This is a genomic window from Agrobacterium sp. 22-226-1 (assembly GCF_053522345.1).
In genome coordinates this window covers 334,788-361,370 of the sequence record NZ_JBNWCP010000003.1, presented here as the reverse complement: position 1 = coordinate 361,370, position 26,583 = coordinate 334,788, and the positions used below count along the sequence as shown (strand labels likewise).

Below are 26,583 nucleotides of genomic sequence, written 5' to 3'. Positions count from 1 at the left end.
GTGAAAAAGGCGCGTTTTCAACGCGCCGAAAGGGCTTGTGAATCACATAAGTGTGTGCTTATGTGTTGTCATGACAGAGAACGATATTTTCCGGGCGCTGGCCGATCCGACGCGCCGCGCCATTTTCGAAAAGCTGGCGGATGGCGCCATGAACGCTTCCGCCCTGCGTGAGGGGATCGAGATCAGCCAGCCGGCCATGTCGCAACATCTTTCGGTGTTGCGCGGGGCGGGGCTGGTGGTCGAGAAGCGGCAGGGCCGTTTCGTCAATTATGAAGTGGATCCGGACGGGCTGACGCGCATTGCGGCCTGGCTCGGCAAATATCGCGCCTACTGGCCGCAGCGCATTGAGGCTCTCAAACTCCTGCTGAAGGATATGGACCAATGAACAGGCAGACACCGGAAGCGCCGAAAAACGGCATCGAGCTTGAATATGATCTGGACGAGCCGCCGCAAAAGGTCTGGCGCGCCATCAGCATTCCGGCGTTTCGTGAAAACTGGCTGCCGAAGGAGGCTTTGGCGGAGCCCGATGCGATCGATATCAAGCCCGGCGAGGAGGTTCGCTACCGGCTGCGCGAGGATAATCCGCCATTTCTGGAAAGCACCGTCACCTTCAGGATCGCGGCGAATGCCCATGGCGGCACCAGCCTGCGCATCATTCATGATCTGCCCGTCAATACCGGCCGGATGATAAAGGCCGCTGCAAACCATAACGGTTCGCCGATCAAGCTCGCCGCCTGATCCGGAACGTTCCCCGACATTTCAACGACAGGAGTTCGCCGATGCGCGAAGCGATGCAACTCGTCCCTATGGTAGTCGAACAATCGTCAAGGGGAGAAAGGTCTTTCGATATCTATTCCCGGCTGTTGCGGGAAAGGATCATCTTCCTCAACGGTGAGGTGAACGATGCGGTTTCGGCGCTGGTCTGCGCGCAATTGCTGTTTCTGGAGGCGGAAAACCCGAAGAAGCCGATCCATCTCTATATCAATTCGCCGGGCGGTGTGGTGACCAGTGGTCTCGCCATGTATGACACCATGCATTATATCCGCGCACCGGTTCATACGCTCTGCATGGGAACGGCCCGCTCCATGGGATCGTTTCTGCTGATGGCGGGTGAACCGGGCGAGCGGAGCGCCCTTCCCAATGCCAGCATCCACATTCATCAACCATTGGGCGGGTTTCAGGGGCAGGCTTCGGATATGCTGATCCATGCCGAAGAGATGAAGCAGACGAAGCACCGCATGACGCGGCTTTATTCCGAACATTGCAAACACAGCTATGAAAAATTCGAAGCGGCCATGGACCGTGATTTTTTCATGACGGCGGAGGAAGCTCTGGAATGGGGCCTGATCGATCGCATTATGGGTGTTCGTGAGGATGTCGCGGCATAAGGCCGGACGCTTATTCGGATTTCCGGCTGATATTGGCGCCCACAGGCAGGACCTCCAGACTGCGCCGTTCCAATTGTGCAAGTACCTCGCCGAAACCGAAGCGGGATGTCCAGCCCAGACCCTCTGTGGCGCGGGCGGGCGAATAGATCCGGTCGATCGTTTCAGGCAGCGCCCATCCCCTTTGCGCGAATGCGTCGGCGAGGGCCGGGGTCCGCTGCCGGAGAACGGAAGCGGCATCCTCGGCGAGGCTGTCGCAGTCATCGGCGGAAAACGGCGTGGTTGCTGATATGATATAGCGCTGGAAATCGTCTCCCGCATTGGTCAGCGCCAGCACATGGGCATCGGCGACATCGCGCATATCGACGCCGCGATGCAGCCGGTAAGCCGCCATCACGTCGGCGGGCTCCGGGAAACTTCTGGACATGCGAAGCACGCGCACGGCGAGATGCGGGCCTGCCATTCCCTCCAGCATCTGCTCGGCTTCGAGTTTGGTGCGGTGATAGATGCTTTTCGGCCGGGGCGGCGTTTCTTCATCGATGAAGGTGCAGGTTCCTTCAGAAACCGCATGTCCGTAAAGCGCCGTGGTGCTGGTGAAGACCAGCCTCGGCACGCCCGCCGCCATCGCCGCTTCCGCCACCATGCGGGTTCCCTCGACATTGATGCGCTGGAATTCCGTTTCCGGGACGATGCCGACATGCGGAGCGTGAAGCGCTGCCGTATGGATCACCGCATCCGCCTGTTCGAAAGCGGAACGTAACAGTGCTTCGTCCGCAAAATCGCCGACGATATGGGTGGTGGAGAAGGGTGAGCGATCCATGCCGGTGACATCGTGCCTGCTGGCCACCGCACTGAAAATCGCGCGGCCGACCCGACCGGAACTGCCCGTCAGCACTATCCGCATGATGTTCCGCTCCCCATCGACATAGCTAATACGAGGCCCATTGAGGGGGATCGTAACCTGCCCTCATACGCGACGTCATCCTTGGGCTTGTCCCAAGGATCTAATCACGTCCAGTAAAATCGAGACGTTGCAGATGCTCGGGACAGGCCCGAGCATGACGGAAGAGAGCGTTGGGTACTTTCTCCGCAATCTGACGGCAGCTGGGCGAGCCGTCCCAAAACCCATCCGGACAGTCAGATATCCAGATTATCCGCGAATGCCGCCCGTTCCTGAATGAAACGGAAGCGGGCATCGGCCTTGGTGCCCATCAGATTGTCGACGGCCTCGCGGGTGCCTTCGAAATCCACATCGTCGATCTCGACGCGTAGCAGGGTGCGCTTTTCGGGATCCATGGTGGTTTCCTTCAGCTGCTGGGCCATCATCTCGCCGAGGCCTTTGAAGCGGCCGATTTCGACCTTCTTGCCCTTGAAGACGGTTTCCATCAGCTCGGCACGGTGGGCGTCGTCGCGGGCATAGGCGCTCTTGGCACCCTGACGGATGACGTAGAGCGGTGGCACGGCAAGGTACAGGTGATTGCCACGAATGAGTTCCGGCATTTCCTGATAGAAGAAGGTGATGAGCAGCGAGGCGATATGGGCGCCGTCGACATCGGCATCGGTCATGATGATGATGCGCTCATAGCGCAAATCCTCTTCGCGATATTTGGTGCGCGTGCCGCAGCCGAGGGCCTGGATGAGATCGGCGATCTGCTGGTTGGCGGAGAGCTTTTCGCGGCTGGCGCTGCCGACGTTCAAAATCTTGCCGCGCAGCGGCAGGATGGCCTGGTTGGCGCGGTTGCGCGCCTGCTTGGCCGAGCCGCCCGCCGAGTCGCCCTCGACGATGAAAAGTTCCGCATTTTCCGCCGTGTTCTGGGCGCAATCCGCCAGCTTGCCGGGCAGGCGCAGCTTGCGCACGGCGGTCTTGCGGTTGACTTCCTTTTCCTTGCGGCGGCGCAGGCGCTCTTCGGCGCGCTCGATCACCCAGTCGAGCAGCTTTGCCGCTTCGCCCGGATTGCCGGCAAGATAATGGTCGAAGGGATCGCGCAGCGCGTTTTCGACGATGCGCTGGGCCTCGACGGTGGCGAGCTTGTCCTTGGTCTGGCCGACGAATTCAGGCTCACGGATGAAAACGGAGAGCATGCCGGCGGCGGAGATCATCACGTCATCGGTGGTGATGTCCTTGGCGCGCTTGTTCTGCGTCAGATCCGCGTAATTCTTCAGGCCCTTGGTGAGCGCAATGCGGAAACCGGCCTCATGCGTGCCGCCTTCAGGTGTGGGAATGGTATTGCAATAGGAATGGATCTGCGTGTCGCCGCCATACCAGGTGACGGCCCATTCCAGCGCGCCGTGGCCGCCGGTCTTTTCCGTGCGGCCGGAGAAAATCTCGCGGGTGACTGTGAATTCCTTGCCGAGCGTGGCGGCGAGATAGTCCTTCAGGCCGCCGGGGAAATGGAACACGGCCTTTTCGGGGATTTCGCCGCCGGCCGGCACCATGCCGGGATCGCAGCTCCAGCGGATTTCGACGCCGCCGAAGAGATAGGCCTTGGAACGGGCCATGCGGAAGATGCGGGCCGGTTCGAATTTCGCGTGATCGCCAAAGATTTGCGGATCGGGATGGAAACGAACGCGGGTGCCGCGACGGTTGTGCACGTCGCCCAGCTCTTCCAGCGGACCGATCGGCAGGCCGCGCGAGAAACGCTGGCGGTAAAGCTTGCGGTTACGGGCCACTTCCACTTCGAGAAGATCGGAGAGCGCATTGACCACGGAAACACCGACGCCGTGCAGGCCGCCCGATGTTTCGTAAGCCTTGCCGTCGAATTTGCCGCCAGCATGCAGCTTGGTCATGATGACTTCGAGCGTCGACTTGCCGGGCACCTGCGGGTGGTTCTCGACCGGGATGCCGCGGCCATTGTCGGTGACCGTCAGGAAACCTTCGGCGTCGAGATGGACCTCGATGAAATTGGCGTGGCCGGCGACGGCCTCGTCCATGGAGTTGTCGATGACTTCGGCGAACAGGTGGTGCAGCGCCTTCTCGTCGGTGCCGCCAATATACATGCCGGGACGCATGCGCACCGGTTCCAGCCCTTCGAGCACGCGGATCGAGGACGCGCCGTAGTCGTCACCGGATGGTGATACGGGGGCGGGCGGCGTCACGGCCGCAACGGCTGCGGGTTTCGGCTGCACATTCGCGTTGGCGGGCACGTTGGCGGCCGCGGTCACCGGCGTCTTTGCGGTGTCCTCGTTCGTTTCCGTATCGCTGTTTCGTGCTGCCGGAAGACCGGAGAAGAGATCGTTGCTGTCGTCCATCATGTCCAAAGTTCAAAAGCGTGTGTCAGAATTTCGCCATGCGAATCATTATGCCAGTAGCGTCAATCATAACGCCAAACGCGGTTCCCGTCCGATTTGAAGTAGCCCCGTCTGGCAGATGCGGCGCATCCTATGCCACGATTGTGTCAGGGTTTCGCAACAGGAGGATTGCGCTGGCGAGGTTGCAATGGCAAGTCTCGCAGCCACGAATGAACGGTTAGCCAAGGCATGTCCACAGCTCATTTCACGTTTTGTACTCTTTTCAGCCTGACTGTTGCGGCCATGCCGGTTGCAGCCTTCGCCTCCGACGGGCCGTTGCGGCCGTTCAAGGATGAGCTGTTTTCCGCCCAGACGGTGCTTTCCACGGCCGATGGCGGCGCTTCAGAAGTCGTCGACTATCAGGAGATGCGCGATATCAACGGCCGCGACGAGGTGCCCGAGCGGCGGGTGAAAGGGCAATATGTCGATATGACGCCGAAGAAGGCGCAGGCGCTGGAAAGTGTTTCCGTTGAGGGCAGGGCGCTTGAGGTCGGCCGCGTCGGGCCGGCGAGCGGGCAGGCCTTCACCGTCATCTTCATTCACGGGCGCGGCGGCGACCGGCGGCTCGGCATGAACGATTATACGTTCGGCGGCAATTTCAACCGGCTGAAAAATCTGGCCGTCGCCAATGGCGGCACCTATTATGCGCCGAGCGTGCGATCTTTCGATGAGAACGGCGTTGCCGATATCGCGGCGCTGATTGCCGATGCGGCCAAAAAATCGGGCGGCAAGCCTGTCGTGCTGACCTGCGCCTCGATGGGCAGTTTCATCTGCTATGGCATCAGCCGCGACAAGGTTGCGGTCGCCAATCTCAAGGGTATGGCGATCCTCGGCGGTGCGGTCGATCCGGATTTTCCGAAAAGCGCCTTTGCCAGGGCGAAGAAGCCGGTCTGGTTCACCCATGGCAGCGCCGATAAGGTCTATTCTGCTGATCAGCAGGCCACGATCTTCCGTTCCTTGCTGAAGGCCGGCGAGCCGGCGCGGTTCACGCGGTATGAGACCGGCAGCCACGGCACACCGGTGCGCATGACCGACTGGCGGGCGGTTTTGAACTGGATTTTGAGCCGCTGAGGCCTCGATTTGGGTCAGTAACAGCAAATTTTTAGAAATTGCCCGTCGTTTTGAACCTTTAGGCCGCTTTTTTGTACCATTTGTTGCCGGCTGAGGTTAAAGGAATATCCCGGGATTTCCGGCAGTGTTTCTGTCGCGATTATGGGCCGTGATACGGCTGAGGGAAGGGGCGCCGCCACGGGCGGCCTCAAGACAAAGGGAATGGGATACGCATGACGCCGAATGTTCGACCGCTTGTTGCCGGAAACTGGAAGATGAACGGCACCCGTGCCTCGCTCGATCAGATCAAGGCCATGGCAGAGGGCGTCAAGGGCGCGCTGTCCGAAAAGGTGGATGCGCTGATCTGCCCGCCCTCGACATTGCTCTACGTCTCAACGGCGCTGTGCGATGACAGCCCGCTGATGATCGGCGCGCAGGATTGCCACCAGAACGCATCGGGCGCCCATACCGGCGATATTTCCGCCGAGATGATCGCCGACTGCTTCGGCACCCATGTCATCGTCGGCCATTCCGAGCGCCGCACCGACCATGCCGAGACCGATCATCTGGTGCGCGCCAAGGCCATTGCCGCCCATCAGGCCGATCTCATCGCCATCGTCTGCATCGGCGAAACCGCGGATGAGCGCAAGGCGGGCCAGACGCTCGATATCCTCAAGCGCCAGCTCGCCGGCTCCCTGCCGGATGAGGCGACCGCCGAAAATACCGTCATCGCCTATGAGCCCGTCTGGGCGATCGGCACGGGCCTGACACCCACCGTGGACGATGTGCGTGAGGCCCATGCCTTCATGCGCGACGAACTCGTCAAGCGCTTCGGCGACGCCGGCAAGACCATGCGCATCCTCTATGGTGGCTCGGTAAAGCCCGCCAATGCGCTGGAACTGATGGGCGTCGAGAACGTGGATGGCGCGCTGATCGGCGGCGCGAGCTTGAAAGCTTCAGACTTCCTGTCCATCTATGCGGCATACGAGCAACTGACGGCCTGAGACAGGTTTTCCTGTTACAGATGGCGGGAAAGGGGCTTGGAATAAGCCTTCGCCTCATGTAAAGAGCCGCGAAACCTTCTTTGTAGTGCTCCGCGCGGGGCATGGAATGGATTGTCATGCAGACCGTTTTGATTGTTATTCACCTCATGATCGTGCTGGCGCTTGTCGGCGTGGTCCTGATCCAGCGCTCCGAAGGCGGCGGCCTCGGTATCGGCGGCGGTTCGGGCTTCATGTCCGCGCGCGGAACGGCCAATGCGCTGACGCGCACCACGGCGATCCTTGCCGCGCTGTTCTTCGCGACCTCGCTCGGCCTCGGTCTCCTGACGCGCTACGAATCGCGCCCGACCGACATTCTGAACCGTATTCCGGCCACGCAGGGCCAGGGTAACGGCATTCTCGATACGCTCGGCCCGGCGACGACGCCGTCGACGCCCGCTCCGGCTGAGAATGGCGTTCCGACCAATGGTGCAGCCGCCCCGGCTCAGACGACCCCGGCTCCGGCCGCTTCCGGCACGGCCGCTCCGGCCCCGGCGCAGCCAGCCGATCCGAACGCAGTTCCGACCGGTCAATAAGCCCGGTTTTGATTTAACGCTCCGGCAGGCCAAAAGCCTGCCGGTTTTCTTTTGTTCGCATTCCGGCCTGACCCATCGCAAATTCGTCAACAGCGAATTTTCGAAAGCATGAAATTTGGGCTGGCGGAATCAGAGGTAAAAAGGTATCCGGTGAATCCCATGGCGCGATATGTATTCATCACAGGCGGCGTGGTCTCCTCTCTAGGCAAGGGCATCGCTGCGGCAGCACTCGGAGCTTTGTTGCAATCCCGTGGTTATCGGGTGCGGCTTCGTAAACTCGACCCCTATCTGAACGTCGATCCCGGCACCATGAGCCCGACACAGCACGGCGAAGTGTTCGTGACTGACGACGGTGCCGAGACGGACCTCGACCTTGGCCACTATGAACGCTTTACCGGGCGTTCGGCCACCAAGACCGACAACATCACCACCGGTCGCATCTATAAAAACATCATCGACAAGGAACGGCGCGGCGACTATCTCGGCGCAACCGTTCAGGTCATTCCGCATGTTACCAACGAGATCAAGGATTTCGTGATTGAAGGCAATGACGATTACGACTTCGTCATCTGCGAAATCGGCGGCACGGTGGGTGACATCGAGGCGATGCCGTTCATGGAAGCGATCCGCCAGCTCGGCAACGACCTGCCGCGCGGCACGGCGATCTATCTTCACCTGACGCTGATGCCCTATATTCCGGCAGCTGGCGAATTGAAGACCAAGCCGACCCAGCATTCCGTGAAGGAACTGCAGGCGCTCGGCATTCACCCCGACATTCTGCTCGTGCGTGCCGACCGGGAAATTCCGGAAGCGGAACGCCGCAAGCTTTCGCTGTTCTGCAATGTGCGTCCTTCCGCCGTCATCCAGGCGCTGGATGTGGCGAATATCTATGACGTGCCGATTGCCTACCACAAGGAAGGCCTCGATTCGGAAGTGCTGGCCGCTTTCGGCATCGAGCCGGCGCCCAAGCCGCGTCTGGAGCCCTGGGAAGAGGTCTGCAACCGCATCCGCACGCCGGAAGGCGAGGTAACGATTGCGATCGTCGGCAAATATACCGGCCTCAAGGATGCCTACAAGTCGCTGATCGAGGCGCTGCATCACGGCGGTTTTGCCAATCGCGTCAAGGTCAAGCTGGAATGGATCGAGTCCGAGGTCTTCGAAAAGGAAGATCCGACGCCCTATCTCGAAAAGGTCAACGGCATTCTGGTGCCCGGCGGCTTCGGCGAGCGCGGTTCGGAAGGCAAGATCATGGCGGCGCAGTTCGCGCGTGAGCGCAACGTGCCCTATTTCGGCATCTGCTTCGGCATGCAGATGGCGGTCGTGGAAGCGGCCCGTCATCTGGCCGGCATCGAAAATGCCTCTTCGACCGAATTCGGTCCGACGTCCGAGCCGGTCGTCGGCCTCATGACCGAATGGGTCAAGGGCAACGAGCTGGAGAAGCGCTCCTCCAAGGGCGATCTCGGCGGCACGATGCGTCTCGGCGCCTACAAGGCGGCGCTGAAGAAAGACACCAAGATTGCCGAAATCTACGGCATCACGGATATTTCCGAGCGCCACCGTCACCGCTATGAGGTGAATGTGGATTACAAGGACCGGCTGGAAGAATGCGGCCTGGTCTTCTCGGGCATGTCTCCGGATGGCGTCCTGCCGGAAACGGTGGAATATCCCGATCACCCGTGGTTCATCGGCGTTCAGTACCACCCGGAACTGAAGAGCCGCCCGCTCGACCCGCATCCGCTGTTCGCGAGCTTCGTCGAAGCTGCGGTGGAGCAGAGCCGGTTGGTTTGATAGATTTTAGGAAAAGGGCCGCAAAAAGCGGCCCTTTTTGCAAGGTTCAAAGGTCAAAAACTTAATCGTGGTTTGGTGCATGGCGATTTGCATGCTCGTGGCATGTACGGTCAGCCTCTATTTACCGCGATCGCTGCGATGAACACCGACTTCGCAGGCGCCTCTGGCGGAAAACTCTGTAAGCTTATCGCTACAATGCCAGATCGAACCTTTCGGTTGTCATAAGTGTCTAGCCGCCAGTTTTTGAGATTCCAGCTTGTGTTCGTGTTTTTGAAGCGTCGTCCAACGTGCTTTTCGGGCTCGCCGAGCGACGCGCTTTTTGCAAGTGAAGTCAGATCGGAAGTTAGTCGATCTGAGACCGCGTTAGAGACAAGCGACGTCTTGAGCGAACAATAGGTAACGTTTCCACCCTTGCCACTCTCGCTTTCTACTTTGACGATTGTCTTGCCGCCATCTGTTGAGAAGAGCTTTTTTAATTTGATTGAATCTGAGCCGATGTCTTCTCTCGCGAGTGGCGCGCTCTGAGGTGATGCAATCACCCAAGCTTTGCTGGAAGGAGATGCGCGACCTTCGCGGCAGACTTCATTGAAGGCTGAAATCACATCTACCACAGGCAGATGTGCCTTGGTTCTTTCTTCTGAGAATACCGGGCTTGCAGTGACAACAGCCGCCAAAAATCCCAGAGCAGGCAGTTTTAATATTAAAGACATTAGACCGAAGCACCCTTCGTTAAACAAAACGGGCCCGAAGGCCCGTTCTGCATTCTACCAAAATCCAAACCGATTACTTCGGCCCGATCATGTTTTCCGGGCGCACATACTGGTCGAACTCCTCGTTGGTGAGGTATCCGCCGCCGACGGCCTCGTCGCGCAGCGTCGTGCCGTTCTTGTGCGCGGTCTTGGCGATCTTGGCGCAGATGTCATAGCCGAGCTTGCTGTTCAGCGCCGTCACCAGCATCAGCGAGTTCTCGACGCCCTTCCGGATGTTGTCTTCGCGGGCCTCGATGCCGACGACGCAATTGTCGGTGAAGGAGACGGCCGCGTCGCCCAGAAGCTGGACCGACTGCAGGAAGTTGTAGGCCATCATCGGGTTATAGACGTTGAGCTCGAAGTGACCCTGCGAACCGGCGAAGGACAGTGCTGCATTGTTGCCGAATATGTGGGCGCAGACCTGCGTCAGCGCTTCCGACTGGGTGGGGTTGACCTTGCCGGGCATGATCGACGAGCCGGGTTCGTTTTCCGGCAGCGACAATTCGCCGAGACCGGCGCGCGGGCCGGAGCCGAGGAAGCGGATGTCGTTGGCGATCTTGAACAGCGCAGCAGCGGCCGCATTGATCGCGCCATGCGAGAAGACCATGGAATCGTGCGAGGCGAGCGCCTCGAACTTGTTCGGCGCGGTCACGAAGGGCAGGCCGGTGATCTTGGAGATTTCCTCGGCGACCTTTTCGGCAAAGCCGATGGGAGCGTTGAGGCCCGTGCCGACGGCGGTGCCGCCCTGTGCGAGCTTGGAGAGCGCGGGCAGGGTGGTTTCGATATTGGCGATGGCCGAGGCGACCTGCGCGGCGTAGCCGGAGAATTCCTGGCCGAGCGTCAGCGGCGTTGCATCCTGCGTGTGGGTGCGGCCGATCTTGATGATCTTTTCGAACTGCTTGACCTTGGCTTCCAGCGCCTTGTGCAGGTGCTTGAGGCTCGGCAACAGGTGGTGAACGATCTCTTCCACGCAGGCGATGTGCATCGCGGTGGGGTAGGTGTCGTTCGAGGACTGGCTCATATTAACGTGGTCGTTGGGATGAACCGGCTTCTTGGTGCCCATTTCGCCGCCGAGCATCTCGATTGCGCGGTTTGAAATCACCTCATTGGCGTTCATGTTGGACTGGGTGCCGGAGCCGGTCTGCCAGACGACGAGCGGGAAATGCTCGGTCAGCTTGCCGTCGATGACTTCCTGCGCGGCGGCAATGATGGCGTCACCGACCTTGGGGTCGAGGCCTGCCAGCGCCATGTTGGCACGTGCGGCTGCCTGCTTGACGATGCCGAGCGCGCGAACGACAGAGGCGGGCTGCTTTTCCCAGCCGATCTTGAAGTTGCCGAGCGAGCGCTGCGCCTGCGCGCCCCAATAGCGATCGGCCTGAACTTCAATGGGTCCAAATGTATCGGTTTCCGTCCGTGTGGCTGTCATCAATCTTGCCTTTTTACTCGTTTTCCTCCGCCAAAACGGCGCCTTCGCCCGCCTTGCGCGGCCGATATATAGAATCATCGCGCCGGCAATGAAAGCGCTGCAATGCAGCGGAGGCAGATATTTCCCGCCGCGCAAAAGCGATTTCGCCGTATGGCGCGGCGCGGGATGAAAAAGGCGCCGGCGTGTCATTTTTACTACGACGCGAAATGGCCGGAAAACCGGGCTTTCCGGGGTGCCCGGAAGGTCTGGCGGGGCAGGGCAAAGTGAATGAAATAAATGGAAATTTAACCATTCTCGCCAATTCTGGAAATTACGTTTTTACGGCTTTGGCTGTATCATAAGGTTCATTTCGGCACGGTTGTGGGCTTTTTCGCGTTTTCTTTTCAACGGGCCGTCGATCGGCTAGACAGGCATGAAACTGATGCCCGCCCTTTCGCTGGCGGTGCTGGGTGCTACGAGGATCAAATTGCAAGTCACATCTGGAAAAACATCGGCAGCACTGGTGCTGGCTCTCGGTCTTTCCGTTTCCACCGCTCTTCCCGGCAGCGCCGGTGCGGTAACGCTGATGGACCTCTTGCGCGGCGGCCCTGGCAAGATCGCGCGCGATCGCGGTGAGTTGCCGCCGGCCGGCATCGTCACCTCGCCCCCCGGATCGAGTGCCGGCCAAAGTGCCGATGCTTCCGATCCCGAGCCGCTGCCGCGTGTTTCCGGCCCGCGTTATTACGACTACAAGGCGGATACGGCCCGTGCGGTGAACACGGTGAATTTCGGTGAAGGCCTTGCCAATCTGAAATTCAGCGCCACCCCCGAGATCGCCAAGGCGCTGGAAGCCTATTACGGCGCCGGCGGCAAGACGCTCTGGATTTCGGAAGGCGAGCTGACCGCGCGCGCCAATGCTGTCATCGCCTTTCTCGAGACGGTCGGAGAAAGCGGTCTCGATCCGGCCGATTACAGCATTTCGCCACCGGCAAAGGATGTGACGGCCAGCATCAGTAACGCTTCCAGTGCGGCTGCGACCGGTACGCCGGTGGAGACGGCCTCGGCGCCCGTGTCCGACGCCTATCAGCGGGCGCAGATGCAGTTCGAGCTGGCGCTTTCCGCCAAGGTTCTCGCCTATGTGCAGGATACGGCCCGTGGCCGTGTCGATCCGAACCGGCTCTCCGGCTATCACGATTTCAAGCGCAAGACGGTGAACCTCGCACCCGTGCTGAAGCTTGCGGGCCTGAGCCCCGATGTCGCCGCCTATCTGCGCAGCCGCGAACCGTCGAGCGCCGAATATCTGGCGCTGAAGGCGGAGCTTGCCCGCCTGCGCGGTGAGGGCGATGCGGCGCATGTCGTCCGCGTTCCTGCCGATCTGGTGCTGAAGCCCGGCAACAGCAGCGCGGACATGGCCAATGTCGTCAAGGCCATCGAACATCGCGCTTCGCCCGCCTTCAAGGCCGAGCATGCCGCGACCATTTCCGCTTACCAGCAGACGCCGGATTATACGCCCGATCTCGTCGATCTGGTGAAGGCGTTCCAGAGCGAAAACGGCCTGAAACCCGATGGCGTGATCGGCCGCGCCACCGTGCGCGCCATGGTCGGCGAAAGCAATGACGCGAAGATTGCCAAGGTGCAGGTGGCGATGGAGCAGGTCCGCTGGCTGCCGGCCGATCTCGGCCAGCGTTATGTCTTTATCAACCAGCCCGCCTTCATGGCCTATTACCACAATGATGGCGTGGAACAGTTCGGCATGAAGGTGGTCGTCGGCTCCAAGGCCAACCAGACCTATTTCTTCCAGGACGAAATCCAGACCGTCGAGTTCAACCCCTATTGGGGCGTGCCGCAGTCGATCATCGTCAACGAGATGCTGCCGAAGCTGCGCCGCGATCCGTCCTATCTCGACCGGCTGGGCTACGAAGTGCAGGTGGGCGGTCGTGCCGTCTCCTCCACCAGCGTCAACTGGTACGGCTCCACCAACGCCGTTTCCGTACGCCAGCCGCCGAGCAGCGACAATGCGCTGGGCGACCTGAAAATCCTGTTCCCCAATGCGCATGCCATCTACATGCATGACACGCCCGCCAAGAGCTTCTTCAACCGCGACATGCGGGCGCTGAGCCACGGCTGTATCCGTCTGGTCGATCCGCGCCGCATGGCCGCCGCCGTTCTCGGCACCAGCGTCGACAAGGTTGGCGAGCAGATCGCATCCGGCAAGAACCGCGCCGTGCAGGTGCCGGAGAAGGTTCCGGTCTATGTGGCCTACTTCACCGCCTGGCCGGACAAGGACGGCAAGGTGCTGTTCTTCGACGATGTCTATGACCGCGACAGCTATGTGCAGAAGGCGTTCGCCGTGACGACGAAGGCGCGGGCTGCGTCGATCTGATTAGGACAGCATCAAGAAAAAAAGCGCCGGAGACGGCGCTTTTTTGTTTTGGAGACCGGCCTCCCATTTCAGGCCGCAGCGGCGCCCTTGCTAATCAGTTTCTCGAAGAGCGCCGGCGTCAGCGCAGTGAAATCGTCGATCACGACATCCGGTTCGAGTTCAACCATCGGCACATCCGAATAACCGAAAGTGACGCCAATCGACGGGACGGCGGCGTTCTTTGCCGCGAGAATGTCGTTGATGCTGTCGCCGACCATGATGGAGCGCTGGACGTCGCCGCCGGCTTTTTCGATGGTGCCGAGAATATGGCGGGCATCCGGCTTGCGGAAGGAGAAGGTGTCGCCGCAGGTGATGGCGGCGAAATAGCGTGTCAGCCCGAGTTCTTCGAGCAGCGGCAGAGCGAGGATTTCAGTCTTGTTGGTGCAGACGGCGAGCGTGATGCCGGCTTCCGACAGCGCATCCAACGTGTTGATGATGCCGGGATAGGGGCGGCTTTCGCCGGGCATTTCGGCGCGGTAATGAGTGATGAAGCGCTCATAGAGCGGCTCGATTTCGGCTTCCGGCAGTTCCGTCTCGCGAAGCGCGAAGGCGCGCTTGATCATGACCCGCGCGCCCTGGCCGACGAGGTGGGTCAGGTCGTCATAGGTGACGGGAGCAAGCCCGGCTGCGGCGATAGTGTGGTTGAGGCTCGAGACCAGATCGGCAGCGGTATCGACCAGCGTGCCGTCGAGATCGAAAATGGCGAGCGGGGAGAGCGGGCGGGATGTCACGGGAACTGGCCTCTCGGGAATGCGTGTAACTGATGTATCGGTGCTTTCATTCCCGCCAAGCCTAGGCAAACGGGCCTGTCTTTGCAACCGCGTCACAACGTTCTGTTCGTTGGCTTGAAAAAGGCTTTCGTTTGGCTTTCGACCCGTGTAAACAGCACGGCGACGACAAAGTTACCGGAGTTTCAGGCACATGGATGCCCGCCAGATGAAGATCAAGGCCGCCGAGGCCGCATTGTCCCACGTACAGGATGGGATGAGGCTCGGTATCGGCACGGGTTCGACGGCCGAGGAATTCGTCAGGCTTCTGGCCGAAAAGGTCGCCGCCGGTCTGAAAGTCGAGGGCGTACCGACATCCGAGCGCACCGCGCGCCTGTGTGTCGAGCTTGGCGTGCCGCTGAAATCGCTGGATGAATTGCCGGAACTGGATTTGACCATCGACGGTGCGGATGAGGTCGATCATGCGCTGCGTCTCGTCAAGGGTGGCGGCGGCGCGCTGCTGCGCGAAAAGATCGTTGCGGCGGCATCCGCCCGCATGATCGTGATCGCCGACCAGAGCAAGGTGGTGGAGACGCTGGGCGCCTTTCCGCTGCCCATCGAAATCAACCCGTTCGGCCAGGTGGCGACGCGTATCGCCATCGAAAAACTGGCGTCGCGTTCCGGGCTTTCCGGCACGCTGACGATGCGTTCTTCCGGCGACGGCGCCTTCATGACGGATGGCGGACACCTTATTCTCGACGCATCTTTTGGCCGTATTCCTGATGCAGAAGCGCTAGCACGCGAGCTGAACACGATTCCCGGTGTCGTCGAGCACGGACTTTTCATAAATTTGGCATCGCTTGCCATTATCGCGGGTCCTGAAGGCGCCCGCGTGATGCAGGCAGTATAACAGGAGCGAGATTTTCATGGTCAAACTAGCGGGACTGGGCAAAGCTGCCGCTGCTTCGATCCTCATTTCCGGCATCGTGTTCGGTACTGCCGCACGCGCTCAGGAAATTTCGGAAGCGCATATCGCTGCCGCACGGCAGGCGATTACCTCTCTTGGCGTTACCGACCGTTTCGACGACATTCTGCCGGGTCTGGCGGAGCGTCTGAAGGCCGAACTCATTCAGGCTTCGCCGAACGTTCAGGACGCGATCACCGAGACTGTTGACGCGAAGGCTCTTGAGCTTGCGCCGCGCCGCGCCGATCTGGAGCGCGAAGCAGCGCTCACCTATGCGCGCGCCTTCACCGTCGAAGAGCTGAACGCCATTTCCACCTTCTACAGCAGCGAAGCCGGCAAGAAGCTTCTGAAGGACGGCCCGATCGCCACGCGCGAACTGATGAAGGCCGCCGACATCTGGGCAGCCGGCATCAACCGCGACCTCAACGCTTCCAGCATGTCGGAACTGCAGAAGGTTGCCGGCGCCGATCTGAAGCCGCTTCCGGCCGATCAGAACGCCACCGGTGGCGCTCCGGCGGCTCCCAAGCCCTGATTGAACAGGGAGAGCATCGGGCCGGAACGTGTGAAGCGGTTTCCGGAAAATCCGACGCTCGGGCAAAAAGGCCTATCTTCAGAAATATTCAAAGCCCGGCCGCAAGACCGGGCTTTTCATTTGTGCGTCGCAGCACCTATATGTGCCGTGAATGCGCCGCCGCCCGTCTCGAGGCTGATGGCGGCGGTTTTGATCAGGGGTTTTGACTATGACAGCTTATGACTACGATCTTTTCGTCATCGGTGGCGGCTCCGGCGGCGTGCGCAGCGGCCGCGTGGCGGCCTCGCTCGGCAAGCGCGTGGGGATTGCTGAAGAATACCGCTATGGCGGCACATGCGTCATCCGCGGCTGCGTGCCGAAGAAGCTGTTCGTTTATGCCTCGCAATTCCCTGAGCATTTCGAGGATTCGGAAGGATTCGGCTGGAGCGTCGGCGAGCGCAGCTTCGACTGGAAGAAGCTGATCGCGGCGAAGGACAAGGAAATCACCCGTCTCGAAGGGCTCTACCGCAAGGGTCTGGAAAACGCCAAGGCCGATATTTTCGACAGCCGGGCGGAACTGGTCGATGCCCATACCGTGAAGCTGACGAAAACCGGCGAGACCTTCACCGCCGAGCGTATCGTGATTGCCGTTGGCGGCGCGCCGAACGAGCACAAGGCGCTGCCCGGTCATGAGCTGACGATCTCGTCCAACGAGGCTTTCGACCTGGAAGAACTGCCGAAATCGATCCTGATTGCCGGCGGCGGTTATATCGCTGTGGAATTCGCCAATATCTTCCATGGGCTCGGCGTCGAAACGACCCTGATCTATCGCGGCAAGGAAATCCTGTCGCGGTTCGATCAGGACATGCGCAAAGGCCTGCATGAAGCGATGGAGGCCAAGGGCATCCGCATCCTTCTGGAAGATATCATCGAGGAAGTCAGCAAGGATGGTACCGGCGGCTTTGTGGCCCGCACCAAGCAGGGCGCCTCGCTGCATGTCGGCCTGGTCATGCTGGCGCTCGGCCGCGATCCGAACACCAAGGGGCTGGGTCTGGAAAATGCCGGTGTGAAGGTGGATGCGCGGGGTGCGATCATCGTCGACGATTATTCGCGCACGAATGTGCCGAACATCTTCGCGCTGGGCGACGTCACCGACCGGGTACAGCTGACGCCGGTGGCGATCCATGAGGCCATGTGCTTTATCGAAACCGAATACAAGAACAACCCGACCAAGCCGGATCACGAACTGATCGCGACGGCGGTGTTCTCGCAGCCGGAAATCGGCACTGTCGGTCTTTCGGAAGAGGAAGCGGGCAAGAAGTATCCGGAGCTGGAAGTTTATCGCGCCCAGTTCCGCCCGATGAAGGCGACGTTGTCCGGCCGTCAGGAAAAGACGATCATGAAGCTGATCGTCAATGCCGCCGACCGCAGGGTTGTCGGCGCGCATATTCTCGGCCATGAGGCAGGCGAGATGGCGCAGCTTCTCGGCATCACGCTGAAAGCCGGCTGCACCAAGGATGATTTCGACCGCACAATGGCGGTTCATCCCACAGCCGCCGAAGAGCTGGTGACGATGTATTCGCCGAGCTATCGCGTCGTGAATGGCGAGCGTGTGTAACGCCGGTACAGGCGTGATATAATCGCCGCCCACATCAGCCTGCCGCCCTTTGAAAGCGAAGTTTTCGAATGGCGGCGGGGTTGTTAAATCGTTTGAATTGACTTTTGTGCGTCTGGAGCGCTCAAAACGGGCAGAATGAGCCGGATGGCTCAGGGATCGGCTATGCAAAGCCGATGCTTGGAGCTATAAGCCGCTCAATTTTTCGAGGCGGCCGCGCGACGTCGCGCGGGCGAGAAAAGGGTGAGAACATGGCACAGAATTGGACCCCCGGCAGCTGGCGGCAGAAACCGATCCAGCAGGTTCCCGAATATCCGGATGCGGCAGCGCTTGCGGCAACGGAAGCCACGCTTGCGACCTATCCGCCCCTGGTCTTTGCCGGTGAAGCCCGCCGCCTGAAGAAGCAGCTTGCCAATGTGGCGGAAGGCAACGCCTTCCTGCTGCAGGGCGGCGATTGCGCCGAAAGCTTCGCCGAACATGGCGCGGACAATATCCGCGACTTCTTCCGCGCGTTCCTGCAGATGGCCGTCGTGCTCACCTATGGCGCGCAGCTGCCCGTCGTGAAGGTCGGTCGCATTGCCGGTCAGTTCGCCAAGCCGCGCTCTTCCAACGTGGAAGCGCAGGATGGCGTGACGCTGCCGTCTTACCGCGGCGACATCATCAACGGCATCGAATTCAACGAAGGTTCGCGCATTCCGAACCCGGAGCGCCAGCTTGACGCCTACCGCCAGTCGGCGGCGACGCTGAACCTGCTCCGCGCTTTCGCGATGGGCGGTTACGCCAACCTTGAAAACGTTCACCAGTGGATGCTCGGCTTCATCAAGGACAGCCCGCAGGCGGACCGTTACCGCAAGCTGGCCGACCGTATTTCCGAGACCATGGATTTCATGAAGGCGATCGGGATCACGGCGGAGAGCAATCCGAGCCTGCGCGAGACCGACTTCTTCACCAGCCATGAGGCGCTGCTTCTCGGCTACGAAGAGGCGCTCACCCGCGTCGATTCCACCTCCGGCGACTGGTACGCCACCTCGGGCCACATGATCTGGATCGGCGACCGCACGCGTCAGCTCGACCATGCGCATGTGGAATATTTCCGTGGCATCAAGAACCCGATCGGCCTGAAGTGCGGCCCGTCGCTGACGCCCGACAATCTGATCGAGCTGATCGATGCGCTGAACCCGGCGAACGAGGCCGGCCGCCTGACGCTGATTTGCCGTTTCGGCCATGACAAGGTGGCGGACAGCCTGCCGAAGCTCATCCGCGCTGTCGAGAAGGAAGGCCGCAAGGTCGTCTGGTCCTGCGATCCGATGCATGGCAACACGATCACGCTCAACCACTACAAGACGCGTCCGTTCGAGCGCATCCTGTCGGAAGTCGAGAGCTTCTTCCAGATCCACCGCGCCGAAGGCACGCATCCGGGCGGCATCCATATCGAGATGACCGGCAAGGACGTGACGGAATGCACGGGCGGCGCGCGCGCCGTGACGGCGGATTCGCTGTCCGACCGTTACCACACCCATTGCGATCCGCGCCTCAATGCCGATCAGGCTCTGGAACTGGCCTTCCTGCTGTCCGAGCGCATGAAAAGCGGCCGCGATGAGAAGCGTCTGGCAATCGCCAACGCCTGATCTGACACCATAAACAAAAAAGCCGCCGGGAGACCTTCCGGCGGCTTTTTCATGCGCGGCGCTGAATTATTGCACCAGCGCCGGCTGCTGGCAACGAACATCCGTGACATGCACATCGGCTTCGCCGATCTTGACGCCGAGAACCAGAAGCACGTTGTAGAGCAGCTGATCGACCGGAGCGGTGACTGCCGCAAGCGTGTTGGCAAGCGCCGACTGAATGCCCGCCAGACCTCCCAAATCCAGGTTGAGGAAGAGAAGCCTGATATCCAGGTTGAGGTTCTTCAGCAGTGAACTGACAAGAGTGGTGACGGTGTCCTTGGTGGAGACACTCTTGATCTTGGCCTGGGTGATGTCGGACTGCGTGAAGGTCAGCTTGGTCTTGGTCATGTTGGTGGCGTTGATGAGGGCGCTGCCATTGATGGCGAGCAGCGCCGAATCCACGATTGCGGCCTTGGTGACGCGCGGGTCCCTGCCGAAATTGGCAAAAGCCGTGGTATCGACATTGCCAAGGGCGATTTCGACGATGCCGGGAACGACCTCGACATCGACGGTGCCCTGTCCGCCGCCCGTGCAGCGAATATCGGCAAGCCGCGCTTCGGCATGGGCGACTTCCACATAAAGCGGGAGATTGACCTTGAGGCCGGCAATGGCCTGAAGCCCGTCCACCACGACACTGACCGCAAGACGGGTCTGTGCGGTACGCACCACGGTGCCCTGACCGCCAACGGCGAGCGACGGCGTTTCGACCGGCGGTTCACCGATGGCGAGCGTTGCCTTGACCGAGGCGAGACCGAGAAGATTGGCGTTGATATTAAGCCCCAGCTGGTTGCCGCCATTGCCCGCCACGGCGGCGGCATTGATGAGATCGAAGACGCCGGCGGTGACCTTGAGGTTTTCGCCCGTACCGATCAGCTTGTCCGAGAACGGGCCGAGATTGAGGATTTCCTCGAGCTTGATCTTGACGTTGCTTTTGTTGACGGTTTTTTGCAGCGTATTCAAAATGTTGACGACCGCCGGCTGCAAGCCTGTGGTTTTCGTCAGTACGTCGAGGAATTTTCCGTAGCTGATTTCCGTCTTCAGAACATCCTTATAGGTGCCGGCGGTGAGGTTGAGATCGATGGCCAGCGCCTCGACGATCTTCAGCGCATTGACATCGGCGGCGAGAAGCGCCTGATAATCCATGAGTTTCAATGAAACCGTGGTGCCGAGCAGACCGCCGAGCAGGCTGTTGAGAATTCCCTCATCGAGGCTGGCGAGCCGCGATCCCACCGAAAATGCCGCGATCCTTTGGGACGAGGCCGTTCCGACCGCCGAGACCTTTGGCGGCTTGGTGAAGGCGGAAGCGAAGAATATCTGGCCCTGTTCGACGATGTTCACCTTTATCGCATTGGTGGGCAGGGCGTTATCGACGAAACGCTGGCCGACCGGGATTGTCGCATCCGGCTCGTAATGACCCTTGATGACCTCGGCATAACCCTTGCTGTTGGCGAATTCATTCAGCGGGTCGAAGGGCTGCAGGCCCTTTTCGGTCAAAAGGCCCTGGGCCGTCCTGACACCGAGATCCATGCCATTGAGGGCGAAATATTGCTGAACCGCCTTTTCGGCGTCCGTGGCGTTGGCTGCCGCCGATATGGCTGCGAGATCGGCGGTTTGCTGCAATTGCCGTTTCTGCAATGTCAGATAACCGTAGTCGACGCCGAGCGCCAATATGCCGATGAAGAGCGGTGCGGTGAGCCCCGCCGAAATGGCGATGTTGCCCGTTTTATCCTTGAGGAAGCGGGGAAGCAGGGAATGAATATCTCGCATGTCATGCTCCTCCGATCCGGATGGTGGAAAAACGCCGGATGACCGGCTCGGGCAGGGTGTAGCTGTAGAGGCTCCAGATCGGCAGATCGCGGGCGTCATATTCGACCTTCACCGTGAACTGGTTGGCATTGGCGGGATCCGTCGCGACATTGACGGTGAAGCGACTCTTGTCCATGAAGGCGTAGCTGAGGTCGCTTTTGGTGACGAAATCCCGGGCAAGCTGCTGGCGCTCGGTCGTGTTGAGGCCGGCAACCGCCGTCCGTGCCGCGTCGGCGGCAATCTGCTGCACCGAATAGGCCGCCATCAGATAAATGCCGTAGGCGATCATGGTGAGCAGGACGAGAAAGAATATCGGTGCGACGATGGCGAACTCGACAGCAGACGAGCCAGATCTATCGCGAAAGAAACGCACTCCATTAAACATAAAGCACCCCCGTTCCTTCAGGCATCAAGGTTCGATGCCTTGATTTATTATTTTCGGAAATGCTAATTTATAGGTGTTAATTTTGTGTTGATGTCGCTCCTATGGGTTGCAGCTCTTCTTAAACTTTCGCGTTTACTTCAGATCAGCCGAAGCCCTTTGAAGCTGGCGTGGCCGTCCTTGCCGATGATGATGTGGTCGTGGACGGTGATGCCGAGCGGCTTTGCCGTATCGATGATGGTCTTGGTCATCTCGATATCGGCGCGCGAAGGTGTTGGGTCTCCACTTGGATGATTGTGGATTAAAATCAAGGCGGTAGATGAAAGTTCAAGGGCGCGGCGCACGACCTCGCGCGGGTAGACCGGCGTGTGATCCACGGTTCCCTGACCCTGTACCTCATCGGCGATCAGGACGTTGCGCTTGTCGAGGAACAGGACGCGGAACTGTTCGCGCGTTTCATGGGCCATGGCGGCGTGGCAATAATCGATGACCGAGGACCAGGAACCGAGCACCTGCTTGTTGCGGATCTCGCTTTTCAGCATGCGCTGGGAAACGGAGGCGACGAGCTTCAGATCGAGCGCTACGGTCTCACCCACGCCCTTCACCTCCTGCAACAACGGCAAGGGCGCGCCGAGCACGCTGCCAAGCGTTCCGAAACGGGCGATCAGGGCCTTGGCGATGGGTTTGGTATCGCGCCTCGGGATCAGCCGGAAGAGAAGAAGCTCCAGCAATTCGTAATCGGCGAGCGCCGCGTCGCCGCCATCGCGATAGCGCGCCCGCAGCCGGTCGCGATGTCCATGATAATGGGCGGCATCCGTTTCCTGTTCGACGATGGCTGCCGGCTTTTTCGCGCCGCTTCGCGATTCGGCAAAAAAGCCGCGCTCATCCGCCTCGCCGAAAAGATCGCCTTCGCCCGCCTGAAAGCCGGGAGTTGTGGAAAGATCGGCGGAAGGCGGGGCGGGGCGTTTTGCCATAGGCGGGTCTGGCCTTATGCGGGGGGAAGCGGCGGCAGGCCCGGACGGTCGAAGCCGCCGGGCGACAGTGTGAAGATTTCGCAGCCCGTGGCCGTGACGCCGACGGCATGTTCATATTGCGCGGAGAGCGACCGGTCGCGCGTTACCGCCGTCCAGCCGTCGGAAAGCACCTTCACATGCGGTTTGCCGAGATTGATCATCGGCTCGATGGTGAAGATCATGCCTTCGCGGATTTCCGGCCCTTCGTCCGGGCGGCCGTAATGCAGGATGTTCGGCGTGTCGTGGAACAGGCGTCCGACGCCATGGCCGCAGAAATCGCGCACGACAGAGCAGCGCTCCGCTTCCGCATAGGCCTGGATTGCCGCGCCGATTGCGCCGGTGCGTACGCCGGGCTTCACCGCCGCGATGCCGCGTAGCAGGCATTCATAGGTCACTTCCATCAGCCGCTCGGCAGCGCGCTTGATCTGGCCGACCGGATACATGCGGCTCGAATCGCCATGCCAGCCATCCAGCACATAGGTCACGTCGATATTGACGATATCGCCATCGCGCAGCGGCTTTTCATCCGGAATGCCGTGGCAGACAACGTGGTTGATCGAGGTGCAGACGGATTTGGTATAACCGCGATAATTCAGCGTCGCCGGCAGCGCGCCGTGGTCAGCGCCGAATTCGAAGACGAAACGGTCGATGGCGTCCGTCGTCACGCCCGGCTTGACGATTGCGGCGAGTTCATCGAGGCAGCGCGCCGTCAGCTGGCACGCCTTGCGCATCCCGTCGAAGTCCTCAGGGGTATAGAGGCGGATGACGCCGGTATTCTTGAGGGGGGCGGAGGCTGCGTCGATATAGGTGACCATCTTGGTGCTTTCTGTCTCTTTACGTCCCTGTTCATAAAACAGCCGGACGCCATTCGTCCATCTTAACCGTTCCGCTGACCGAAATTTGTGTCGGGGAAACCGCGCATTTCACCGCATAGGCCTCCACGCCGCGCGCCATCGCCCGCTGAAACGCCAGCGCATAGACGGGATCGAGATCGTCGCAGATGCGCATGCGGTCGCAATCGTCGCGCTGGATGAGATAGAGCATCACCGAACGGTAACCTGCTTCCGCAGCGTCACCCAGTTCCTCCAGATGTTTCGCGCCGCGTTTGGTGGCGGTATCAGGAAATTCGGCGAGGCCTTGCTCGCGCATGAAATGCACGTTCTTCACTTCCACATAGGCGTCCGGCCGGCCGGGTTGCGACAGCAGGAAGTCGATACGCGAATTGCGGCCATATTTCTGTTCGCGCCGGATCGTCGAATAGCCGCCAAGTTCGGGGATGCGGCCGGTGAGGATCGCTTCTTCCGCCAGCCGGTTGGGCATGCCGGTATTGATGCCGACCGTGGTGCCATCGGCCTCGACCATTTCCAGCATGTGCCGGTATTTGCGGGTGGGGCTGTCATGTTCCGACAGCCATATGCGGGAGCCCGGTGTCGTGAGCCCGCGCATGGAGCCGGTATTGGGGCAGGAGCCGGTGATCGCGGTGCCGTCTTCCAGAACAGCGTCGAACAGGAAGCGCTTGTAGCGGGCGATCAGCGTGGCGGGGGTAAGCGGGGGTGTGAAGAGCATGATGCCTTGAAGGTAAGCGTGTGTGTTTGCGGGATCTTTTTATCCCTCATCCCTGTGCTTGTCACAGGGATCCAGCCAGCCCAAGTCCTTGGGCTGAAGCGAGTCTTTCGCCTCGCAGACGCGCGTCGACTGGATTCCTGTGACGAGCACAGGAATGAGGGTGAGGGGAACGCCGGTGGAAGACACCTTTCTGTCGTGTGTGGTCATCTTTTTCACCGACATCCTACGAAAGGACATAGGTTCCCGGCGCATCGCCGAGCACGGGGCGCTTGCCGTCCTCCGGTTTTCGCGCTTTTACCTTCTCGCCATCCTGGCTTTCGATCCAGTTCTGCCAGTGCACCCACCAGGAGCCCTTATGCGGGGTGGCGGCCGCTTGCCAGCCGTCGAAGTCTCCGGCCGGTGACGGGCCTGTCCAATATTGGTATTTTTCAAGCTGCGGCGGGTTGATGACGCCGGCTATGTGGCCGGATGCGCCGAGCACGAATTCCACCGGCCCGCCGAACAGGGCGGCACCCGTGAAGACCGATTTCGCCGGGGCGATATGGTCGTCGCGGGTGGCGAGATCATAGACGGGGATTTTGATGTCGCCGAGATTGATCCGGTTGCCGGCGACCCGCATCAGCCCGCGGGCGAGATTGTTCTCGAGGTAACAATTGCGCAGATAAAACGAGTGACTGGCGGCCGTCACCCGGGTCGAATCGGAGTTCCAGTAGAGCAGGTCGAAGGGCAGGGGCTCGGCGCCGCGCAGGTAGTTATCGACCACATAGGGCCAGATGAGATCGGAGGCGCGCAGCATGTTGAAGACGGTCGCCATGATCGAACCGTCGAGATAACCGACCGCCTGCATATGCTTGTCCAGCGCGGCAAGCTGGCCTTCGTCTATGAAGACCTTGAGATCGCCGGCATGGATGAAATCGGTCTGGGCGGCCAGCAGCGTGGCGCTGCGGATGCGCTCATCGCCTTGCTGCGCATGCAGCGCCAGCGCTGAGGATAAAAGCGTGCCGCCGACGCAATAACCGATGGCGTTGATTTCTTTTTCGCCGGTCCGCTCCTCGATGGTATCAAGCGCAAAATCGATGCCTTCGCGGACGTAATCATCCCAGCCCTTGTCGGCGAGGCGGGCATCCGGGTTGATCCAGGAGACCATGAAGACGCTGTGGCCCTGCTCGAGGCACCAGCCGACGAAGGATTTCTGTGGGTTGAGATCGAGGATGTAGAATTTGTTGATCCATGGCGGCACGATCAGCAAAGGCCGTTTGAAGGCCTTCTGCGTCGTCGGCGCATAATGGATGATTTCGCAGAGCGGGCTTTTTGCCACCACCTTGCCCGGCGTGACGGCGATATTCTGGCCGATGACGAATTTGCTGTAATCGGTCTGGCGCAGTTTCAGGTGGCCATTGCCGGCCGCGACATCTTCCGCCAGTTGCGCCATGCCCTTGACGAGATTGGCGCCGCTGGAGGCGACCGTTTCGCGGAAGACCTGTGGATTGGTGAAGACGAAATTGGCCGGCGAAAGGGCCTCCGTTACCTGGCGCATGTAAAACAGCGCCTTGGTTCGGGTATGTTCGTCCAGCCCGTCTGCCTCCGTCACCATCCGGTCGGCGAAACCGACGGTGGTCTGGTAGGCCTTCAGGAGAAAATCGAAGAACGGATTAGCCTGCCAGTCGGCATCGGCAAAACGCCTGCTCCTGCGTTCCGCAGGGCCGCTTTCGGCGGGTTTTTCCGGGGCCGAATCGGCATCGCCGGAAAACTGCGCCACCGATTTCGCCCAGAGATCGTAATAGCTGGAAAGCAGATGGGTCTGCGCCTCAAGCGAGCGCTTCGGTTCGGCCATCCAGTATTCGGCGACATCGGAGAGCGTCTTGACGAGATCGGTTACCGGATCGGCGCTGGTCTGGGGAATCTCACCGCGTTCGCGCGGCGCCAGCCACTCGGATGCGGCCTTGCCGAGATTTTCGAGCGCACGGGCGATGTTGATCGCGAAGGTTTCCGGATCGCGGATCAGGTAAGCCTCGGCGGAGCTGGCGTCGAAGCCGGGCGTTTTGCCGCCCTTTTTCGTGCCCCCGCCGTCAACACCTGCCATGCACCATCCTCCACCAAATTTGTGTTTGCACATTCTGCATGAAAACGAATACAAGTTCCACCAGCAAGGGGAGGCCGCAAAGGGCCGAACCGTGGTCGAATTCGATATCGGCAGATATCCTTACAGGCGGAACATGACGATGGGCAAGCACATGGGCACATGGGGAACATATGCGGAAAATGCGGCAAGAATCGCTGTGCTTTCGCTCTCCGGCGCAATGCTCGCCGCCACACTTGCCGCCTGCAAGGCTCCGGAGCCGATCGTCGCGCCCGCCCATATGCGCCGCCCGACGGCCGAAATCGTCGGCCCGCGCCCGGTCAGCGACACTGCGGTTAGCCAGAAGCGCGACACCGGCACCTATCCCACCTTCTCGCAGCCGCTGACGGCCGCTGGCACCCAGATGGGCGAGGATGAGGCCTCCACCATGGAATCGAGCCTGTCGCGGCTCGGTGCGGCACGGCGCAACGGCCAGATTTCTGAAGCCGAATACAAGCGCCGCGTGGCCGAGCTGCGGGCGCTTGCCGAAAACCAGAAGCCGGTTGCGACGCCTGCCGCCTCGCAGTGAGATCACGCCGCGCAGTTTGCGCGGTCTCAGCGACTAGCCAG

Annotated in this window: 24 protein-coding genes; 13 read left to right on the top strand and 11 right to left on the bottom strand. The window is 60.5% G+C overall.

Annotation, left to right across the window (positions count from 1 at the left end):
- The first annotated feature begins 70 nt into the window (after window positions 1–70).
- The 3 genes from ACQZ5K_RS07530 to ACQZ5K_RS07520 are packed head-to-tail and all read left to right on the top strand — an operon-like array spanning window position 71 to window position 1,388.
- Window positions 71–385 carry an ArsR/SmtB family transcription factor gene (locus ACQZ5K_RS07530; protein ID WP_003524773.1) on the top strand — a complete coding sequence of 105 codons (315 nt, stop codon included), beginning with the start codon at window positions 71–73 and terminating at the stop codon, window positions 383–385.
- On the top strand, window positions 382–738 hold the full coding sequence (locus tag ACQZ5K_RS07525; RefSeq protein ID WP_003524775.1) for an SRPBCC family protein: 357 nt from the start codon (window positions 382–384) through the stop codon (window positions 736–738). Before ACQZ5K_RS07530 ends, ACQZ5K_RS07525 begins: the two co-directional genes overlap by 4 nt.
- A 41-nt stretch (window positions 739–779) precedes the next feature.
- Window positions 780–1,388 (top strand): ATP-dependent Clp protease proteolytic subunit, encoded by a 609-nt coding sequence (locus ACQZ5K_RS07520; RefSeq protein WP_448740031.1) that lies wholly within the window; start codon window positions 780–782, stop codon window positions 1,386–1,388.
- Between the two features lie 10 nt (window positions 1,389–1,398).
- On the opposite strand, the gene ACQZ5K_RS07515 is transcribed toward ACQZ5K_RS07520, so the two are convergent.
- Both ACQZ5K_RS07515 and parE read right to left on the bottom strand, forming a co-directional pair.
- Window positions 1,399–2,289: an NAD-dependent epimerase/dehydratase family protein gene (locus ACQZ5K_RS07515; RefSeq protein WP_448740030.1), complete on the bottom strand. Its 891-nt coding sequence runs from the start codon at window positions 2,287–2,289 to the stop codon at window positions 1,399–1,401.
- 233 nt (window positions 2,290–2,522) lie between these two features.
- Complete coding sequence (parE, locus tag ACQZ5K_RS07510; protein ID WP_448740029.1) at window positions 2,523–4,637, bottom strand: DNA topoisomerase IV subunit B; 2,115 nt, start codon at window positions 4,635–4,637, stop codon at window positions 2,523–2,525.
- 225 nt (window positions 4,638–4,862) lie between these two features.
- Here parE and ACQZ5K_RS07505 point away from each other — a divergent pair, with 225 nt between their 5' ends.
- The 4 genes from ACQZ5K_RS07505 to ACQZ5K_RS07490 all read left to right on the top strand — a co-directional run bounded on the left by ACQZ5K_RS07505 (window position 4,863) and on the right by ACQZ5K_RS07490 (window position 9,087).
- Window positions 4,863–5,744: an alpha/beta fold hydrolase gene (locus ACQZ5K_RS07505; protein WP_448740028.1), complete on the top strand. Its 882-nt coding sequence runs from the start codon at window positions 4,863–4,865 to the stop codon at window positions 5,742–5,744.
- 212 nt (window positions 5,745–5,956) lie between these two features.
- Window positions 5,957–6,727, top strand: a complete 771-nt coding sequence (tpiA, locus tag ACQZ5K_RS07500; RefSeq protein WP_448740027.1) for a triose-phosphate isomerase — start codon at window positions 5,957–5,959, stop codon at window positions 6,725–6,727.
- A 116-nt stretch (window positions 6,728–6,843) separates the two neighbouring features.
- The gene (gene secG / locus ACQZ5K_RS07495; protein WP_003524802.1) at window positions 6,844–7,299 is read left to right on the top strand and encodes a preprotein translocase subunit SecG; all 456 of its coding nucleotides are present in this window, start codon (window positions 6,844–6,846) and stop codon (window positions 7,297–7,299) included.
- Between the two features lie 159 nt (window positions 7,300–7,458).
- Complete coding sequence (locus tag ACQZ5K_RS07490; protein ID WP_448740026.1) at window positions 7,459–9,087, top strand: CTP synthase; 1,629 nt, start codon at window positions 7,459–7,461, stop codon at window positions 9,085–9,087.
- A gap of 110 nt (window positions 9,088–9,197) precedes the next feature.
- On the opposite strand, the gene ACQZ5K_RS07485 is transcribed toward ACQZ5K_RS07490, so the two are convergent.
- Both ACQZ5K_RS07485 and fumC read right to left on the bottom strand, forming a co-directional pair.
- Window positions 9,198–9,797: a hypothetical protein gene (locus tag ACQZ5K_RS07485; protein WP_448740025.1), complete on the bottom strand. Its 600-nt coding sequence runs from the start codon at window positions 9,795–9,797 to the stop codon at window positions 9,198–9,200.
- A gap of 73 nt (window positions 9,798–9,870) precedes the next feature.
- On the bottom strand, window positions 9,871–11,262 hold the full coding sequence (fumC, locus tag ACQZ5K_RS07480) for a class II fumarate hydratase (protein ID WP_003524804.1): 1,392 nt from the start codon (window positions 11,260–11,262) through the stop codon (window positions 9,871–9,873).
- 412 nt (window positions 11,263–11,674) lie between these two features.
- On the opposite strand from fumC, the gene ACQZ5K_RS07475 reads away from it, so the two are divergent.
- Entirely contained in the window at window positions 11,675–13,624 is a 1,950-nt protein-coding gene (locus ACQZ5K_RS07475; protein WP_458575405.1) for a L,D-transpeptidase family protein, read from the top strand.
- Window positions 13,625–13,692: 68 nt separating this feature from the next.
- Here the strand turns inward: ACQZ5K_RS07475 and ACQZ5K_RS07470 are convergent, their stop codons facing one another.
- Window positions 13,693–14,394, bottom strand: coding sequence for a phosphoglycolate phosphatase (locus ACQZ5K_RS07470; protein ID WP_448740024.1), 702 nt, complete (start codon window positions 14,392–14,394; stop codon window positions 13,693–13,695).
- 190 nt (window positions 14,395–14,584) lie between these two features.
- Here ACQZ5K_RS07470 and rpiA point away from each other — a divergent pair, with 190 nt between their 5' ends.
- The 4 genes from rpiA (at window position 14,585) to ACQZ5K_RS07450 (ending at window position 19,088) form a co-directional block, all read left to right on the top strand.
- Complete coding sequence (gene rpiA / locus ACQZ5K_RS07465; RefSeq protein ID WP_003524809.1) at window positions 14,585–15,280, top strand: ribose-5-phosphate isomerase RpiA; 696 nt, start codon at window positions 14,585–14,587, stop codon at window positions 15,278–15,280.
- Between the two features lie 16 nt (window positions 15,281–15,296).
- Window positions 15,297–15,866 carry a DUF2059 domain-containing protein gene (locus tag ACQZ5K_RS07460; protein ID WP_003524811.1) on the top strand — a complete coding sequence of 190 codons (570 nt, stop codon included), beginning with the start codon at window positions 15,297–15,299 and terminating at the stop codon, window positions 15,864–15,866.
- Between the two features lie 208 nt (window positions 15,867–16,074).
- Entirely contained in the window at window positions 16,075–17,463 is a 1,389-nt protein-coding gene (gene gor, locus ACQZ5K_RS07455; RefSeq protein WP_448740023.1) for a glutathione-disulfide reductase, read from the top strand.
- A 248-nt stretch (window positions 17,464–17,711) separates the two neighbouring features.
- Window positions 17,712–19,088 carry a class II 3-deoxy-7-phosphoheptulonate synthase gene (locus ACQZ5K_RS07450; RefSeq protein ID WP_448740022.1) on the top strand — a complete coding sequence of 459 codons (1,377 nt, stop codon included), beginning with the start codon at window positions 17,712–17,714 and terminating at the stop codon, window positions 19,086–19,088.
- A 66-nt stretch (window positions 19,089–19,154) separates the two neighbouring features.
- On the opposite strand, the gene ACQZ5K_RS07445 is transcribed toward ACQZ5K_RS07450, so the two are convergent.
- From ACQZ5K_RS07445 to ACQZ5K_RS07420, 6 genes are all read right to left on the bottom strand, one after another.
- On the bottom strand, window positions 19,155–20,894 hold the full coding sequence (locus ACQZ5K_RS07445) for a TadG family pilus assembly protein (protein WP_448740021.1): 1,740 nt from the start codon (window positions 20,892–20,894) through the stop codon (window positions 19,155–19,157).
- A gap of 1 nt (window position 20,895) precedes the next feature.
- Window positions 20,896–21,318 (bottom strand): TadE/TadG family type IV pilus assembly protein, encoded by a 423-nt coding sequence (locus ACQZ5K_RS07440; RefSeq protein ID WP_078053032.1) that lies wholly within the window; start codon window positions 21,316–21,318, stop codon window positions 20,896–20,898.
- A 137-nt stretch (window positions 21,319–21,455) separates the two neighbouring features.
- The gene (gene radC, locus ACQZ5K_RS07435) at window positions 21,456–22,289 is read right to left on the bottom strand and encodes a RadC family protein (protein ID WP_448740020.1); all 834 of its coding nucleotides are present in this window, start codon (window positions 22,287–22,289) and stop codon (window positions 21,456–21,458) included.
- Between the two features lie 14 nt (window positions 22,290–22,303).
- A complete protein-coding gene (gene map / locus ACQZ5K_RS07430; RefSeq protein ID WP_003524822.1) occupies window positions 22,304–23,143 on the bottom strand; it encodes a type I methionyl aminopeptidase in 840 nt (279 codons plus the stop codon).
- Window positions 23,144–23,174: 31 nt separating this feature from the next.
- Window positions 23,175–23,894 carry a DNA/RNA nuclease SfsA gene (gene sfsA, locus ACQZ5K_RS07425; RefSeq protein WP_448740019.1) on the bottom strand — a complete coding sequence of 240 codons (720 nt, stop codon included), beginning with the start codon at window positions 23,892–23,894 and terminating at the stop codon, window positions 23,175–23,177.
- A gap of 223 nt (window positions 23,895–24,117) precedes the next feature.
- Window positions 24,118–25,977 carry a PHA/PHB synthase family protein gene (locus ACQZ5K_RS07420; protein ID WP_448740018.1) on the bottom strand — a complete coding sequence of 620 codons (1,860 nt, stop codon included), beginning with the start codon at window positions 25,975–25,977 and terminating at the stop codon, window positions 24,118–24,120.
- A 25-nt stretch (window positions 25,978–26,002) separates the two neighbouring features.
- Here ACQZ5K_RS07420 and ACQZ5K_RS07415 point away from each other — a divergent pair, with 25 nt between their 5' ends.
- Window positions 26,003–26,542 carry a hypothetical protein gene (locus ACQZ5K_RS07415; RefSeq protein WP_003524833.1) on the top strand — a complete coding sequence of 180 codons (540 nt, stop codon included), beginning with the start codon at window positions 26,003–26,005 and terminating at the stop codon, window positions 26,540–26,542.
- The last annotated feature ends 41 nt before the right edge of the window (window positions 26,543–26,583 follow it).